This window comes from Wenzhouxiangella psychrophila, from assembly GCF_042310375.1.
In the GTDB taxonomy this organism is placed as follows: Bacteria; Pseudomonadota; Gammaproteobacteria; order Xanthomonadales; family Wenzhouxiangellaceae; genus Wenzhouxiangella.
Map to the genome: position 1 here is coordinate 330,167 of NZ_JBHJMQ010000003.1, position 14,800 is coordinate 344,966.

The following is a 14,800-nucleotide window of genomic DNA, read 5'->3' on the forward strand; positions in this document are numbered from 1 at the left end:
TTGACTGCAGCGTGCCATATAACAAGCCAAATTCCAGAGCGCGGCTAACTGACGCACTCCACAAGGAACTGCATCCAGGGGTGATCGATCGCGTGCGCCAGCCAGGGGCCGGCGGCAATCAGCAGTCCTGTCAGCGCAAGTAACGAAGCAGCCAGCCAGCGCAGGCCGGGACGGTTGATGGCCGAGCGGAATTTCAGCATCAGCAGGCCGCCGCCGAGCAAAAGCGGCACGGTACCGATGCCGAAGGCCAGGATCATGGCGGTGGTGGACAGCGGGTCGGCCAGCATCACGGCAGTCGCAACGACGGTGTAGAGCAGGCCGCAGGGCAGCAGGCCCCAGAGCAGGCCCAGGCCGATGGCGTTGTCGAGCGATCGTACCGGCAGGAATTTCGAAAATACAGGCATCATGCGCCTGGTCAGCGGGGCGGCGAGTTGTCCGGCAACGTCCCGGAACCGTCCCGGCAGCGCGATGTAGACGGCCATCAGCACGATGATGGCGCCGAGCAACCAGCGCATGACCTGCGGCGCCGCGTCGGGCACGGCGGCGGCCGGCAGCATGCCCAGGCCGGTCGCCAGCAGGCCGATGGCCAGGTAGCTCGAGATCCGCCCGACATGAAAGCCGATCGCCAGCGCACCGCGCCCGGAAGGAATCTGCGCGTGCAGCAAGCCGACGATCCCGCCGCACATGCCCAGGCAATGCGTCGACCCGAACAGGCCGGCGAGCAGGCCAGTCAGCAGTGCCGTTTCAACGTTCATGGGGTGGAGTCAGTCGAGCGCATTGGAGATGAAAACCTTTAAAACGCAAAGCCGCAAAGCAGCGAAGAACGCAAAGTTAAAAAGAATAAAACCACGGAAGACACGGAGGGACACGGAATACCCGTTTTCATTTCGAAATGGAAATTCTCCCATTCCGCGGTCATCGGTTTTTCGTCTTTTCTTCGCGTTCTTTGCTGCTTTGCGTCTTTGCGTTTTTCAGGTTTTGATCTTCCGTGTCATGACTTGCCTCAGCGCCCTGTTTCGATCGCTTGCCCGCGGCAAACTCCTCGTCGTCGTCGTCGAGGATATCCAGCGCGGGGGTATCGAGGTCGTCGAACTGGTCGTTGCGTACCGCCCAGAAGAACGCGCCGATGGCCAGGAGCATCAGGAGGATCGACAGGGGGATGAGGACGTAGATGATGTTCATCTGAATTCAGGGTTCAGGGTTCAGGGTTCAGGGTTCAGGGTTCAGGGTTCAGGGTTCAGGGTTCAGGGAAAATAACGGTTTCCGGTTTCAGACCACAGACTACAGACCACAGGCTTCACGCCTCCGCAACTGACCCTGGCGTACTACTCGCCGGGCCGGCCTCCTGCCGGGGTGCGGATGAGCGGGGCAGCTTGCCGGCTCTGCGGCCGTTGGCGACGACCAGCAGGCTCGACAGCGACATGCCGATGGCCGCCGCCCAGGGCGGGATGAAGCCGGTGGCGGCCAGGGGCAGGGCGGCGAGGTTGTAGGCGAACGCCCAGGCCAGGTTCTGGCGGACGACGCCGACCACGCGCGGGGCCAGCTCGAAGGCCTGGCTGACGCGGCCCAGGGACCGGCCGGTGATCACCAGGTCGGCCTGTGTACGGGCGATGTCCGCGCCTTCGGCGAGTGCCAGCGAGACATCGGCGCCGGCCAGCACCGGGGCATCGTTGATGCCGTCGCCGACCATCGCCACCCTCGCGCCTCGGGCCTGCAGGCGCTGGACCAGCTCGAGCTTGTCGGCGGGCTGCAGATCGCCCTCGAATCGTTCGATGTCCAGCCGCTCGGCCATCCGGGCGACGTTCTCGGTCCGGTCGCCGGAGGCTAGCAGTACCTCGACATTGCGCGCCTTCAGTTGTTCGACCAGCTCGCTTGCGCCGTCGCGCAGTGGACTGTCGAGCCGCAGCCAGGCGAGGAGGCGGTCGGCATCGGCCAGGGCGATCCATTGACCGGGTCCGGGCGGCGTTATTTCGCGACCGAGCCGTTCGGCGATCCAGGCCGGCTTGCCCAGGGCCAGGTCCCTGTTCTCAATCGAGCCGCGCACGCCGGCGGCCATGACGGCCTCGGCCTGCTCGACCTTGCCGCCGTCATCGTGATCCTCGAAGGCGCTGGCCACCGGGTGCCGGCTGACGCGCTCCAGGCGTCCCGCGAACCGCAGGATCGTTTCCTTTCCCAGCTTATGGTCCTCGATCGATACTTCGGCGACGCTCATTTCCGGCTGGGTCAGCGTGCCGGTCTTGTCCAGCACGACGTGAGTGACCCCCGGCAGCTTCTCGAGTACATCGCTGCCGGTGGTGAGAATGCCGAGGCGGGCGAAGCCGCGGGCCGCCGAAGCCAGCGCCACCGGCGTGCCCAGTGCCAGGGCGCAGGGGCAGGAGACCACCAGCACGGCGATAACCACCGGCAGCACTCGCGATGGATCCACCTGCCACCATGCGATTGCGGTGACGGCCGCCCCGGTCAGCACGAAAGCGACGAACCAACCCGCGATACGGTCGGCGACCCGTGCCAGGCGCGGCTTGTGGCTTCGCGCCTGCTCGAGCATCTGCACGATGCCGGCCAGAACGGTGGCCTGTCCGACTTCTCCCACGTCGACCACCAGCTGGCCGTCGCGCACCATCGACCCGGCCAGTACCGATTCACCGTCGCCGCGTCGCCGCGGACTGGATTCGCCCGAGAGCAGGGACTCGTCGATCATGGCCCGGCCCGAGACGATATGGCCGTCGGCCGGCACCGTCTCCCCGGCGCTGACCTGCACGCGGTCGCCCTGTTCGAGTTCCACCAGCGCCACCGGATCGAGCGTGCCGTCGGCGTTCATGCGCCGGGCGGCGGCCGGCAGGGAGCGCGCCAGGGCCGAGTGAACGGAGCCGGCACGCTGGCGCGTGACCAGCACGGCATAACGGCCGAGCAGAAGAAAGAAGATGAACATCACGACCGAATCGAAATACGCCTCGCCGGCGTCGAGCAGGGTAATGGCGATACTGGCGGTCAGCGCCAGCAACATGGCGGCCGCCACGGGCACGTCCATGCCCATGCGCCGGCTCTTGAGCGTGCGCCAGGCGGACTCGTAGAAGATTCGGCCGGAATACAGGGCCACCGGCACGGCGACGATCATGCTGATGAGCTGGAAGAAGCGTTCGCTGGTGGGATCGATGCCCTGGAAGGCGCCGATGTAGCCGGCCAGGGCGTAGCTCATGACCTGCATCATGCCCAGGCCGGCGACGACAATGGCCTTGAGCAGGCGGCGGCGTTCCGTGCGGTCGCGCTGCTCGCCGGCCTGCGGTGAGTCGAGGTGCGGACGGTAACCGAGTGCCGCCAGCCGGCTGGCGATCTCGCTCAACGGTGTTCGCGCCGGATTGAAGTGCAGCCGGGCACGGCCGTCTCCGATATCGACCTGGATTTCGGACACGCCGTCGAGCTCGCCGACAAAGCGCTTGATCAGCCAGGCGCAGGCGGCGCAGTGGATGTTCTCGAGCACCAGGGTGAGTTGCGCCATGCCGTCGCAGTCGGCTCGGGCGTAGTGGCGCAGAATGGCGTCTCGGTCCCACGCGCTGTAATCGTCCGGGCGCGCGGCGGCCTCCGGACGCCTTGGCAGCGCGTCGCGGTAGTCGTAGTAGCGGTCCAGGCCCGCCTGGTCGATCAGGGTGGCGACGGCCTGGCAGCCGTGGCAGCACATCGGCCGGGCCTGCCCAGCTATGGTCGCCTGCAGGTCGACGCCGTCGGGCACCGGCTCGCCGCAGTGCCAGCACGCCGTCGCTGCCGCCTGGTTCACAGCTGCGCCGGATCGAGCCCGATTTCGCCCGCGACATCGCCGGTATAGCGACCGCCCAGCCACCAGGTCTGTTCCAGGTCGCTGAGGATGACACGGGAACGTCCGGGGGGGCGGATGCTGCCGAGATCGGCCTGCCAGCGGCCGGCATCGACGCGACGCGCCACGGCCGAGACGTCGCGACCGGCGTCGGTGGGGTGCTGGAATCGAAGCAACAACTGGTCGGGCAGTTCCTCGATGCGATGGGCAGTGAGCACCAGTTTCGCGAGATCGTCACCGACCTCCAGGCTCGCGCTCAGTCCCAGGCTCGCGGCCCGCTCGGCGTGCTCGCGGGTGTCGACCAGGACCTTGCCCAGGGGCTGGTAGTCGCCGGTGACCATCTGGGGCGCATTCTTGATGCCGATGACCAGCACGCCGGTGCCCGAGGCCACACCCATGCTCAGAATGGCGAGTATGAACCACACCCAGAACTCGCGGTACCAGGGCCGTATTGTCGTTTCGGTCATGTCCATTGCATCACTCCAGTGCGCGGGCCGGGATGAAGAACCGCGTTTCGGTTTCGTTGAGCACCTCCCCGGCGGCATCGGTGGTGATGATCATGATCTCGTGCATGCCGGCCTGAGCCTGATCGATCGGCAGGCCGACGGTCAGGGGCTGATTGGCGACTTGCGAGGGGGCAACACTGATCGGCGCCGTCGGCTCGATCACGCGCAGGCCGGGCAGCCCCTCGGCTGCGATACGTACCGACAGATCGCGGTCGGTTCGATTGGACAACTTGAGCGTAAAGGGGTTCTCGAGCGTCTGCTCGGTCACCCGGTGCAGTGCGGTTCGATCGCGCAACACGTCGACCAGCAGCGGATCGCGGCCGGTGAGAACCAGGCCGACGAGCGTGGCCAGGGCCAGCAGGGCGGCGATGTAGATGAAGATGCGCGGCCGCAGGATGCGCGTGGGCTTGTCGTTGAGGGCGTTCTCGGTGGTGTAGCGAATCAGGCCGCGCGGATAGCCCATGCGGTCCATCACGTCGTCGCACACGTCGATGCAGGCCGCACACGCAATGCATTCGATCTGCAAGCCGTCGCGGATGTCGATGCCGGTGGGGCAGACCTGGACGCAGCCCATGCAGTCGATGCAGTCGCCGAGACCGAGCTCGTGCCGGTCGGCGGATTTCTTGCGCGGGCCGCGCGGCTCGCCACGTTTTTCGTCGTAGGAGATGACCAGCGAGTTGTCGTCGAACATCGCCGACTGGAAGCGGGCGTACGGGCACATGTACTTGCAGACTTGTTCCCTGAGATAGCCGGCGTTGCCGTAAGTGGCGAAGGCGTAGAAGAACAGCCAGAAGGTTTCCCAGCCGCCCAGGTTGAACTCGATCAGCCGCATGCCGAAATCGCGGATCGGCACGAAGAAGCCGACGAAGGTGAAGCCGGTCCACAGGGCGAAGGTGATCCACAGGAACTGCTTGGCCGACTTGCGCGCGATTTTCTCCCGGTTCCAGGGGCCCTGGTCGAGCTTGATGCGCTTGTTTCGGCGACCTTCGGTCACGCGCTCCATCCACAAAAAGACCTCGGTCCAGACCGTCTGCGGACAGGCATAGCCGCACCACAGCCGGCCGGCCAGGGCGGTAAAGAAGAACAGCGTGAGCGCGGCCATCGCCAGCAACAGTGACAGGATGATGAGATCCTGCGGCCACAGCGTGATCCCGAAGATGTGGAACTGGCGGTTGACCAGGTCGAACAGCACGAGTTGCTGTCCGTTGATGCTGATCCACGGCAGCGCGTAGTAAAGGCCCAGCAGTACCCAGGCGGCGATTACCCGCAGGCGCGCGAAGCGGCCCTTGACCTCGCGCGGATAGACCTTGGGCTGCTTGACGTACAGCGGGATCGCTTCGGTGCTGGCGCCGTTACTCATTGATGGATCCCGCGATTGAAGCGGCTGGCTGGTCGAAGCAGCAGCCAGGTGAACAGGCTCGAGGCGGCCGTGGCCGACCAGAACAGGAAGAAGCCGACCGTGTAGCCGGCCATGCGGCTCATTTCGAGCTCGGGAAAGGTCATGTCGCGCAGCATTAGTGGATCGACGATGGCGAAGAACACCATCGTCGCCACCCCGGCGGCGAAGAACGAGGGCCACAGGATGGCCCCCAGGCGCTGGGCCAGCGGGCGCGGTGGAATGTCGCGGTCAGTTCCCGGCATTGTCGTTATGACTCAGGCTGAGGACGTAGGCGGTGACCAGCCGTGTTCGGATTTCGCCGATCAGATCCATCTGCGCCGGCATCACCCCGTTGCGCCCTTCCCGAATGGTCTGTCGGATGGAGTCGAGATCGCCACCGTAGGTGTAGACACCCGCGGTCAGGTCGGGTGCGCCCAGGTGGATGTTGCCGGTGCCTTCCGGGCCGTGGCAGGCCGCGCAGTTCTGCTGGTAGAGCTTTTCGCCGGCCGCGGCCATGGTGGCGTCGACCGTTCTCCCAGCCAGTTTCTGCACGTAGACAGCTGTGCGCGTTACACCCTGCTCACCCAGGTTGTCGCCCAGCGGCGGCATCACCGCCTGCCGGCCGGCCTGGATCGACTCTAGTACGCGCTGCGGCGCCCCGCCCCAGATCCAGTGGTTGTCGGTCAGGTTGGGATAGCCCTCGGCGCCGCGGGCGTCGGAGCCGTGGCAGGTCGAGCAGTTGTGTGCATAGACATTGCGTCCTACGCGCAGCGCTTCCTGGTTGTCGACCAGTTGCTCGAGCGAATCATCGGCGAGGTCGGCGAACTGCGCCCGGAAGGCCTCGTCGGCTCGCTCCATCTCTGCCTCGTACTGCTTCTCCTGTGTCCAGCCCAGCGTGCCGTCGTAGCGGCCCAGGCCCGGGTAAAGCACCAGGTAGCCAAGAGCGAAGATGACCGACAGGTAGAACAGCCACAGCCACCAGCGCGGCATGGGATTGTTATATTCGCGAAGGTCTTCGTCCCAGACGTGACCGGTTGTGTCGGCGCCGTCACCATCCGGCTGCTTGTTCACCCTGGCGCGCCCGGTGGCGATGAACAGCCAGACCATCGCGGCGGTGAAGCCCAGGGTGATGATGACGACGAACCAGTGCCAGAACGCGCTCATGATGAATTCTCCTTGTCCTTTTCTTCCTCTTCGTGCCGGCTTCGGTCATCCTCGTCCAGCGGCAGGTTGGCCTGTTCGTCGAAGTCTTCCTTGCGCTTGAACACGAACACCCAGATGACGATCGCCACGAAGGCGATCATGGCAAAAGCCGTAATCAGCCCGCTGCTCATGAGTCACCTCCCTGAGATTCACCGGATGGTGGCGCGCCATCCTGGCCGGTCCAATCGGTACCCAGGCCCTGCAGGTAGGCGATTACGGCCTCGAGCTCGGTTCTCCCCGCTACAGTTTCAGCGGCGGCCTCGATCTGCTCGTCGGTATAGGGATGACCGAGGCCCTTGAGGACGCGCATGCGATTCTGGATCGACTCGGGATCGACAAAGCGTTCGGCCAGCCAGGGATAGGCGGGCATGTTGGACTCAGGCACCACGGCACGCGGATCCATCAGGTGCAATTCGTGCCAGGCGTCGCTGTAACGCCCGCCTACCCGGGCCAGGTCCGGGCCGGTGCGCTTCGAGCCCCACTGGAAGGGGCGGTCGTAGACGAATTCGCCGGCCACCGAGTAGTGTCCGTAGCGCTCGGTCTCGGAACGGAACGGGCGAATCTGCTGGCTGTGGCAGTTGTAGCAGCCTTCCGAGACGTAGACGTCGCGACCAGCCAGCTCCAGCGGCCCGTGCGGTTCCACGCCATCGGCCGGCTCGACCACCGCGGCCTTGAACATCAGCGGGACGATCTCAACCAGGCCGCCGAAGCTGATGGCGACCACGATCAGCACGGCCATCAGGCCAACGTGTTTTTCGATCTTGTCATGCATTGCCATGATTGAAGTCTCCGTCTCGCTCAGGCGTGGGCCGGTGCCTTGACCGGCACTTCGAGATCATCGGTTTCGCGCATCTGCCAGGTCTTCCAGACGTTGTAGAGCATGATGAACATGCCTGACAGGAACACCAGGCCGCCAAACAGGCGCAGGATGTAATACGGCTCGGTCTGCTGCAGCACCTCGATGAAGGTGTAGGTGAGCGTGCCGTCGTCGTTGAAGGTGCGCCACATCAGGCCCTGCATGACGCCGGCGATCCACATGGCCACGATATACAGCACGGTACCGATGGTGCTGACCCAGAAGTGCCACTCGATCAGTTTCGTCGAGTACATCTTCTCGACGCCGAACAGGCGCGGGAACAGCCCGTAGAGGGAACCGACGGTGATCATCGCCACCCAGCCAAGCGCGCCGGCGTGTACATGGCCGATGGTCCAGTCGGTGTAGTGCGACAGGGCGTTGACCGTCTTGATCGACATCATCGGCCCTTCGAAGGTCGACATGCCGTAGAACGATAGCGCCACGATCATGAAGCGCAGGATCGGGTCCGTACGAAGTTTGTGCCAGGCCCCCGAGAGCGTCATGATGCCGTTGATCATGCCGCCCCAGCTCGGTGCGAGCAGCATCACCGAGAACACCATGCCCAGCGACTGCACCCAGTCGGGCAGCGACGTGTAGTGCAGGTGGTGCGGGCCAGCCCACATGTAGATGGCGATCAGCGACCAGAAGTGCACGATCGACAGGCGGTAGGAGTACACCGGCCGACCGGCCTGCTTGGGTACGAAGTAGTACATCATGCCGAGAAAGCCGGCGGTCAGGAAGAAGCCGACCGCGTTGTGGCCGTACCACCATTGCACCATGGCATCGACCGCGCCGGAGTAGACCGGATAGGAATGCAGCCAGTCGGTGGGGATGGCCAGGTTGTTGACGATGTGCAGTACGGCAATCGTCAGGATGTAGGCGCCGAAGAACCAGTTGGCCACGTAGATGTGGCGCACCTGGCGCTTGACGATGGTGCCGAAGAACACGACAGCGTAGGCGACCCAGACGAGCGCGACCAGGACCGACAGCGGCCAGATAAGCTCGGCGTACTCGCGGCTCATGGTGTAGCCCAGCGGCAGCGTGACGACGGCGCCGATGATCACGGCCTGCCAGCCCCAGAAGGTAAAAGCGGCGAGCTTGTCGGAGAACAGGCGGGCGTGGCAGGTTCGCTGTACCACGTAGTAGCTGGTGGCGAACAGGCCGGAACCGCCGAAGGCGAAGATCACGGCGTTGGTGTGTAGGGGGCGCAGGCGGCCGTAGCTCAGCCACGGGATGCCGGCGCCGAGCTCGGGCCAGATCAGCTGCGCGGCGATGATCACGCCGACGAGCATGCCGACGATGCCCCAGATCACGGTGACCCAAGCAAACTGCCGGACCACGCGGTCGTTGTAGGTGGTGGAATGCGCCATCGTGGATTCCTTGTTGTTGGTCGATGCCAGAACTTAAGCTGCTGCGGATTATCGGTTTAGCCCGAAGCCTAATACTTGATCAGAATCAATCCAAGAGAGTCTCGGGGCAATTCTGCACTGTCGCGTGAGCCCAAGTTGTTCAGTGGCTCCCTGTGACTCAAGCGGTATGATTGCGGCGATGAGTCCTCAAGTACAGCACCGCCATAGCTTCGCATGAGTCGCCTGAGCGTTAACGACTGGTTGCTGGCCGAGTCATTCCGGCGCCTCGAGGAGCGCGTGGGGCGCCAGAGCGACGAGGCGGCCTTGGCGATTGCCCGCGACCGCGGCGGCGACCTGCCGGGGCGCATCCGGGCGCGGGCGGCCGCGCTCGGGCAGGCGCCGGCGGTGCGCGCCGACATTCGCCGCCTGCGCCGAGTGCTGGTCTGGCTGGGCCTCGGGCTGGTCATCGTCGGGCTCGTGGTGGGTGCTGCCGCGGCTCGCGCCACGATTGCCGATCGCCAGGTCGATATCCTCCTGGCAACTGCCGCCCTGCTGTTGGTGCCGAGCCTGATGCTCCTGGCCTGGCTTGTCGCCATGCTGCTTGGAACACGCAGCGGCGGCTCGGGCAGCCTGGCCGGCGGAGCGGCCTTCGGCGCGTTGCGCTGGCTCGGACCGCGGCTGCTGTCTTCGCCGCACGCGGCCGACGTCATGACCGCCTTTGCCGCCTCTGCCACCACCAGCTGGGGCCGCTGGCGCTTGAGCGCGATCACGCACGGATTCTGGCTGGGCTACGCGGCGGGTGCATTCGCGACACTGTTCGTGTTCTTCTCGGTTGTCCAGTACGAACTCACCTGGGGGACCACCCTGCTGAGCGATCGCAGCGTGGTGCGTCTGGTCGAATGGCTGGCCTGGTGGCCGGAATGGTTGGGCTTCATGCCCGCGGCCGATCCGGCCTGGATTTCCGCCGGGCGGGAAGGAACCGGCGATGCCTCGACACGCGCCGAGTGGGCGCGCTTCCTGCTGGCCATGATCGCCGCCTGGGGAATCGTTCCACGCGCGGTGCTGGCGGTCCTCTCGATCGCCGCGGCCGCGCTGCGCGGCCGTCGCATGGATCTCGACACCACGCATCCCGGCTACCTGCGCCTGGCCGCCGATCTGTCGCCGGCGCGGAGCGTGGCGGAGACCGCCGGCCGGCCGGTTCCGGAGCCGGGACGACGCCCCCGGCGTCGCCGCAAGCCGAATGCCGACGGCATCCTCGCGGTTGCGGTCGAACTCGAGCGCGAGGATGCGGATCCGGCCAGCCTGGTTCCCGGCATCGAACTCATCGACCTGGGGCGGGCCGATAACCGGGCCGGCCGCGAGGCGGCCGAGGAAACCGCCCGAAACTTGCGCCGCCCCGCGGCCGCCGTGCTGGGCGTATGCTCCATGCTCCGGACGCCTGATGCCGGCACGGAGCGTTTTCTCGCGCGGCTGGCCGAAACCGCTTCTGCGCCGCTGTGGCTGGTGCTGGACGAAGGCAGCAAGCTGGCCGAACGTGGCGGTGATATCGGATCCCGGCGTCGGGACTGGCAGGCGCTGGCCGAGCGCGCCGGCGGCCAGGCGGTTTTCCTCGACCGGGAAGCGCCCGAGGCGGGCGAGCTGGCGCGGCTGCATCGCGCGCTCAGCGAAGACGGAGACGGATCATGAGCACTCGACGGCTGCGGATTGCGGTGGTCGGTCATACCAACACGGGCAAGACCTCGCTGGTGCGCACGCTGACCCATAACCGCCGCTTTGGCGAAGTGCGCGACCAGGGCGGAACCACGCGACGAATCATCTCGGGGGAGCTGGTCGCTGACAGTGGGGCGCGCATCGAGTTGTTCGACTCGCCCGGTCTCGAAAACGCACCGGAACTGATCGACTGGCTGGATCGCCAGCCCGGCGACCGGCACGACGGCCCCGCCCGCATCCGTCGCCTGATCGATGCGCCGGAGGCGGCCGACCGTTTCGATCATGAAGCGCGGGTGCTCGAGCTGATGCTGGGCGTGGACGTGGCGCTGTACGTGATCGATGCGCGCGAGCCGGTGCTCGAGAAATACCAGGACGAACTGGCCGTGCTCGGCCTGTGCGCCCGTCCGATCGTGGCCGTGCTCAACTTTACCGCCTCGCCCGACAGCCGCGAATCACAGTGGCGGGATGCCCTGGCGCGGGTTCAACTGCACACCGTGCTGGCCTTCGACGCCGCCGTGCGCGATCCGGGCACGGAGCTGTCCCTGTTCGAAAAGCTCAAAAGCCAGCTCGACCGTCACGCGGACACGCTGTCGGCCTGGCTTGATTATCGACGCGTTGAAGAGGAGCGTCGGCGGCGGGCCGCGCTGGAGGCCGTGGCGGGGTTGCTGCTGGATGTGGCCGCCTGTGTCCGAGAGGTGGATGCCGACGGCGATGCGCAGAAGGAACGCGCCTGGCGCGAAATGCGCGAAACCATTCATCGTCGTGAACAAGCCTGCGTCGATACCCTGCTCGAGCTCTACCGCTTTGGCCGCGAGGACTACGACGACGAAGAACTGCCCTTGAGCGACGGGCGCTGGCAGGCCGACCTGTTCGACCCCGAGACCCTGCGCCACTACGGGCTGCGTGCTTCAGGCTACGCCGCCCTCGGAGCGGGTGCGGGCGCGGCCATCGATGTCGGCACCGGCGGCCTGTCACTGGGTGCGGGCACGATCGCCGGTGCGGCGCTCGGTGCGGGCGCCGGGCTGGCGCGAAGTGCGGGCTCACACCTGGCGGCAAGACTGCGCGGGCGCGAACGGCTACAGGTTGACGATGCGGTCGTGCGTCTGATCCTGGCCCGCTCGATGGAACTGTTTGCCGCATTGATTCGGCGCGGCCACGGCAATCCCGAGCGCATTCGCGCGCGCATCGGCCGGGCGCTGGATGGTCGCCTGCCACGCAGCGTCCGTCGTGCCCGGTATCATCCGCGCTGGTCGGCGCTCAATGCCGATGGCGGCGTGTCGAACTCGCGCGCCAGCGCTCTGGCGGAGCTGGCTTCCGAACTGGACAATCTGGTCGACGATAATCGGGCGGGCGGTAAGCAGGATTGATCTTCGTGGGCACCGCCAGGCGCAGGTGAAAACCACGGAGTGAGGGCATATCGGCGGACGAAGATTCCGGTGGAAATTGCGCAAAAGCGTGCGTATAATCAAGGGTGCCTGCGGTAAATGGCGCTTGCGAATTCTGGTTGACCCCTCCCTTCTGGCAGGACATCGCCAAAATCCAATCCTTCATTTCCCCGGCACGTTTGTTCTATTTTTCATACAGGTAACAAGATCATGGCAACAGGTTCAGTCAAGTGGTTCAACGAAGCCAAGGGCTTCGGTTTCATCAGCCAGGATGACGGCGGCAAGGACGTTTTCGTCCATTTTTCCGCGATCCAGGGCAGCGGCTTCAAGACACTGGCCGAAGGTCAGAAGGTGTCCTTCGACATCCAGGACGGCCCGAAAGGCCCGCAGGCTGCAAACGTGCAGCCCGCCTGAAGCGAACCGCTTCACGACATACAGGCAAAACCCCGCTGCGGCGGGGTTTTTTTTGCTTCAGGACAGGGGTTTGTCTTCGTCCGAGTTGGTCGGAGGCTGACTGCGCTCGGCGGGGCAGAAGAAGGGTTTGCCGTCGCGGCCGGCGTGGTAGGCGTGTTCAGCTTCGCCGTCGTCGAGCAGGATGTGGAAGCCCTCGACGAGTGCCTGGGTATACATCATGCCCTCTTCCGGGCAGCCCAAAGCGCCATTGGGCCAGGTCACCGCCCGCGCCTTGATCACGCCAATGTCATCGGCATCGACGCCACTGCGCTCGGCCAGGTCCTTCCGGGCCGCGCTGATGGCTTCTTCAAGGCCCATTCGATCATTCTCGGCTTCAGTCATATCCTTGCCCTGGGCAGCGTCATCGCCGCTGTTGTCCGTCTCCGCCTCTTCACTTTCCGCGGTCTCGGCCGGTGGCGTCTCGGTTGTCTCCGGAGCCTGATCCTGACAGGCCGCGAGTGCACCGGCGAAAACGAGGACCAGGCAAAAACGAATCAGATCAGCCAGCATGACAAACTCCGTATAACGTGGGATCGTCCGATTATGGCATCGTGATCCATCGCCTGCACAGCCGGGCTGGGCAAAAAACCTTTAAAACGCAAAGACGCTAAGCAGCAAAGAACGCGAAGACAATCGCAATTAAATTGAAACCACTGAAATCACCGAAATCACGGAAGGCCCTGAAGGGTGGGCAATCGTTATTAATCAATTCCTGAGAGGTTGAATTCAGTGAATTCGGTGCTTTCAGTGGTTCCTGTTATTTATCTTTTTCTTTGCGCTCTTCGCTGCTTTGCGTCTTTGCGTTTCAAAGATTTTGTCTTTCGCTAAAGGTCACCAGCGGTGATAGGCCGGGTGCCCCGGCTTGACGGCCACGAACTTTCCCGTTGCCCGGTCGCACACCTTGCCGCCGGCGGTGAGTTCCGCCTCGACGCTGACGATGCCTTTCTCGTCGGTGTCGGTCACCCAGGCTTCCAGGTGCAGCGGGCCGTCGGACGGCGTGGGTCGTCTCAGTTTCACGCCGTATTCCATCGTTACAGTACAGGGCGGTTTTTCCAGGCCCTGTGACTGCATCAGGTGCCACGCCGCCGTCCAGTTCATGTGGCAATCGAGCAGCGAGCCGATGATGCCGCCGTTGAGCACGCCGGGAAAAGCCTCGTGATGTGCCTCGGGCTGCCAGTCGGCCACCACTTTTTCGCCTTTCGCGAACGAGCGGATTCGCAGCCCCTTGTCGTTGGCGGGCCCGCAACCGAAGCAGGCGTTGTGCGGGGCATAGCGCTCCTGCAGGCAGGGTTCGTTCATTCTTCCTCCGTTGTTTCAGCGTCCGGGCCGATGGTGCGATCGAGATAGGCGCGCAGCCGCTCCCATGCATGGGCGGCAGCCGGGCGGGCGTCGCGGGGATCGCGTTCGTTGTAGAGCCAGAAGCCGTGGTCGACGGCATCGTAGATGTGCACGTCGTTGTCGATACCGGCCGCGCGCATTGCGGTGACGAAGGCTTCGACCTGGTCGACCGGGATGCCGGTGTCCTCTTCGGCGAAGGTGCCGTAGACCTCGTGATGGACTTGCCGCATCTGATCGGGATCGTCGATCAGCGAGCCGTAGAAGACGGCCGTGCCGTCGTGGCGCTCGCCGCCGAGGGCGTAGGACAGCGCCACGCCGCCGCCGAAGCACCAGCCAACCGTGGCGATTCGGCCGGTCGTGGGAGTATTGGTTTCCAGCCATTCGACCGCGGCATCGAGGTTGTCGATGATGCGCTGTTCGTCCGAACGGGCCTCGCGCATCAGTTCGATATTTTCCTCGCGGTTCGAGCCCGTGCGTCCGCCGTAGAGATCGGCGGCGAATGCGATGTAGCCGTGTTCGGCAAAAGCGTCCGCGGTCTGGCGAATGCGGTCGACCAGGCCGTTCCACTCGTGGATCAGGATCACGGCGGGGAAGGGACCATCGTCGTCGGGCATGGCCAGGTAGCCTCGCGTGTCCTCATTGGCTTCGAAGTAGCTGACGTGGCGACCTTCGGGCTCCGGGGCGTTGCCGGATATGGCGCGCATCATGACGTCTTCGGCCGGTCGTTGTTCGGCCTGCGCGGCGGACAGGGTCAGTGCAGCCAGGACGACAAGGCTGGCCAGTTTGAGGTTCGGGGCTGAGTGTTGCATGGCTT

General features: G+C 65.0%; 16 protein-coding genes. 3 read left to right on the top strand and 13 right to left on the bottom strand.

Translation table 11 applies throughout. From position 1 onward, the window contains the following. Window positions 1-44: 44 nt before the first annotated feature. The 10 genes from ACDC66_RS06205 to ccoN all read right to left on the bottom strand — a co-directional run bounded on the left by ACDC66_RS06205 (window position 45) and on the right by ccoN (window position 9,121). Window positions 45-755 (bottom strand): sulfite exporter TauE/SafE family protein, encoded by a 711-nt coding sequence (locus ACDC66_RS06205; RefSeq protein ID WP_376695817.1) that lies wholly within the window; start codon window positions 753-755, stop codon window positions 45-47. A 160-nt stretch (window positions 756-915) separates the two neighbouring features. After that, the gene (gene ccoS / locus ACDC66_RS06210) at window positions 916-1,182 is read right to left on the bottom strand and encodes a cbb3-type cytochrome oxidase assembly protein CcoS (RefSeq protein WP_376695818.1); all 267 of its coding nucleotides are present in this window, start codon (window positions 1,180-1,182) and stop codon (window positions 916-918) included. Window positions 1,183-1,297: 115 nt separating this feature from the next. Further along, entirely contained in the window at window positions 1,298-3,772 is a 2,475-nt protein-coding gene (locus tag ACDC66_RS06215; RefSeq protein ID WP_376695819.1) for a heavy metal translocating P-type ATPase, read from the bottom strand. Beyond that, entirely contained in the window at window positions 3,769-4,281 is a 513-nt protein-coding gene (locus ACDC66_RS06220; protein WP_376695820.1) for a FixH family protein, read from the bottom strand. The genes ACDC66_RS06215 and ACDC66_RS06220 overlap by 4 nt, the downstream gene beginning before the upstream one ends. Before the next feature lie 4 nt (window positions 4,282-4,285). Beyond that, window positions 4,286-5,674 carry a cytochrome c oxidase accessory protein CcoG gene (gene ccoG / locus ACDC66_RS06225; protein WP_376695821.1) on the bottom strand — a complete coding sequence of 463 codons (1,389 nt, stop codon included), beginning with the start codon at window positions 5,672-5,674 and terminating at the stop codon, window positions 4,286-4,288. Then, a complete protein-coding gene (locus ACDC66_RS06230) occupies window positions 5,671-5,955 on the bottom strand; it encodes a hypothetical protein (protein WP_376695822.1) in 285 nt (94 codons plus the stop codon). The genes ccoG and ACDC66_RS06230 overlap by 4 nt, the downstream gene beginning before the upstream one ends. Then, window positions 5,942-6,856, bottom strand: coding sequence for a cytochrome-c oxidase, cbb3-type subunit III (gene ccoP, locus ACDC66_RS06235; RefSeq protein ID WP_376695823.1), 915 nt, complete (start codon window positions 6,854-6,856; stop codon window positions 5,942-5,944). The genes ACDC66_RS06230 and ccoP overlap by 14 nt, the downstream gene beginning before the upstream one ends. After that, window positions 6,853-7,026 (bottom strand): cbb3-type cytochrome oxidase subunit 3, encoded by a 174-nt coding sequence (locus tag ACDC66_RS06240; RefSeq protein WP_376695824.1) that lies wholly within the window; start codon window positions 7,024-7,026, stop codon window positions 6,853-6,855. The genes ccoP and ACDC66_RS06240 overlap by 4 nt, the downstream gene beginning before the upstream one ends. Further along, on the bottom strand, window positions 7,023-7,673 hold the full coding sequence (gene ccoO / locus ACDC66_RS06245) for a cytochrome-c oxidase, cbb3-type subunit II (RefSeq protein WP_459117383.1): 651 nt from the start codon (window positions 7,671-7,673) through the stop codon (window positions 7,023-7,025). Before ccoO ends, ACDC66_RS06240 begins: the two co-directional genes overlap by 4 nt. 20 nt (window positions 7,674-7,693) lie before the next feature. Continuing rightward, window positions 7,694-9,121, bottom strand: coding sequence for a cytochrome-c oxidase, cbb3-type subunit I (gene ccoN, locus ACDC66_RS06250; protein ID WP_376695825.1), 1,428 nt, complete (start codon window positions 9,119-9,121; stop codon window positions 7,694-7,696). Window positions 9,122-9,334: 213 nt separating this feature from the next. Here ccoN and ACDC66_RS06255 point away from each other — a divergent pair, with 213 nt between their 5' ends. From ACDC66_RS06255 to cspE, 3 genes are all read left to right on the top strand, one after another. After that, window positions 9,335-10,786 (top strand): DUF2868 domain-containing protein, encoded by a 1,452-nt coding sequence (locus ACDC66_RS06255; protein WP_376695826.1) that lies wholly within the window; start codon window positions 9,335-9,337, stop codon window positions 10,784-10,786. Continuing rightward, entirely contained in the window at window positions 10,783-12,177 is a 1,395-nt protein-coding gene (locus ACDC66_RS06260) for a GTPase/DUF3482 domain-containing protein (RefSeq protein ID WP_376695827.1), read from the top strand. The genes ACDC66_RS06255 and ACDC66_RS06260 overlap by 4 nt, the downstream gene beginning before the upstream one ends. 228 nt (window positions 12,178-12,405) lie before the next feature. Then, window positions 12,406-12,609 carry a transcription antiterminator/RNA stability regulator CspE gene (gene cspE, locus ACDC66_RS06265; protein WP_164231516.1) on the top strand — a complete coding sequence of 68 codons (204 nt, stop codon included), beginning with the start codon at window positions 12,406-12,408 and terminating at the stop codon, window positions 12,607-12,609. A 57-nt stretch (window positions 12,610-12,666) separates the two neighbouring features. Here cspE and ACDC66_RS06270 read toward each other — a convergent pair whose 3' ends face one another. From ACDC66_RS06270 to ACDC66_RS06280, 3 genes are all read right to left on the bottom strand, one after another. Then, window positions 12,667-13,158, bottom strand: a complete 492-nt coding sequence (locus ACDC66_RS06270; protein ID WP_376695828.1) for a hypothetical protein — start codon at window positions 13,156-13,158, stop codon at window positions 12,667-12,669. Window positions 13,159-13,479: 321 nt separating this feature from the next. Beyond that, window positions 13,480-13,947, bottom strand: a complete 468-nt coding sequence (locus ACDC66_RS06275) for a PaaI family thioesterase (protein ID WP_376695829.1) — start codon at window positions 13,945-13,947, stop codon at window positions 13,480-13,482. Further along, window positions 13,944-14,795 carry a dienelactone hydrolase family protein gene (locus ACDC66_RS06280; protein ID WP_376695830.1) on the bottom strand — a complete coding sequence of 284 codons (852 nt, stop codon included), beginning with the start codon at window positions 14,793-14,795 and terminating at the stop codon, window positions 13,944-13,946. The genes ACDC66_RS06275 and ACDC66_RS06280 overlap by 4 nt, the downstream gene beginning before the upstream one ends. Between the last annotated feature and the right edge of the window lie 5 nt (window positions 14,796-14,800).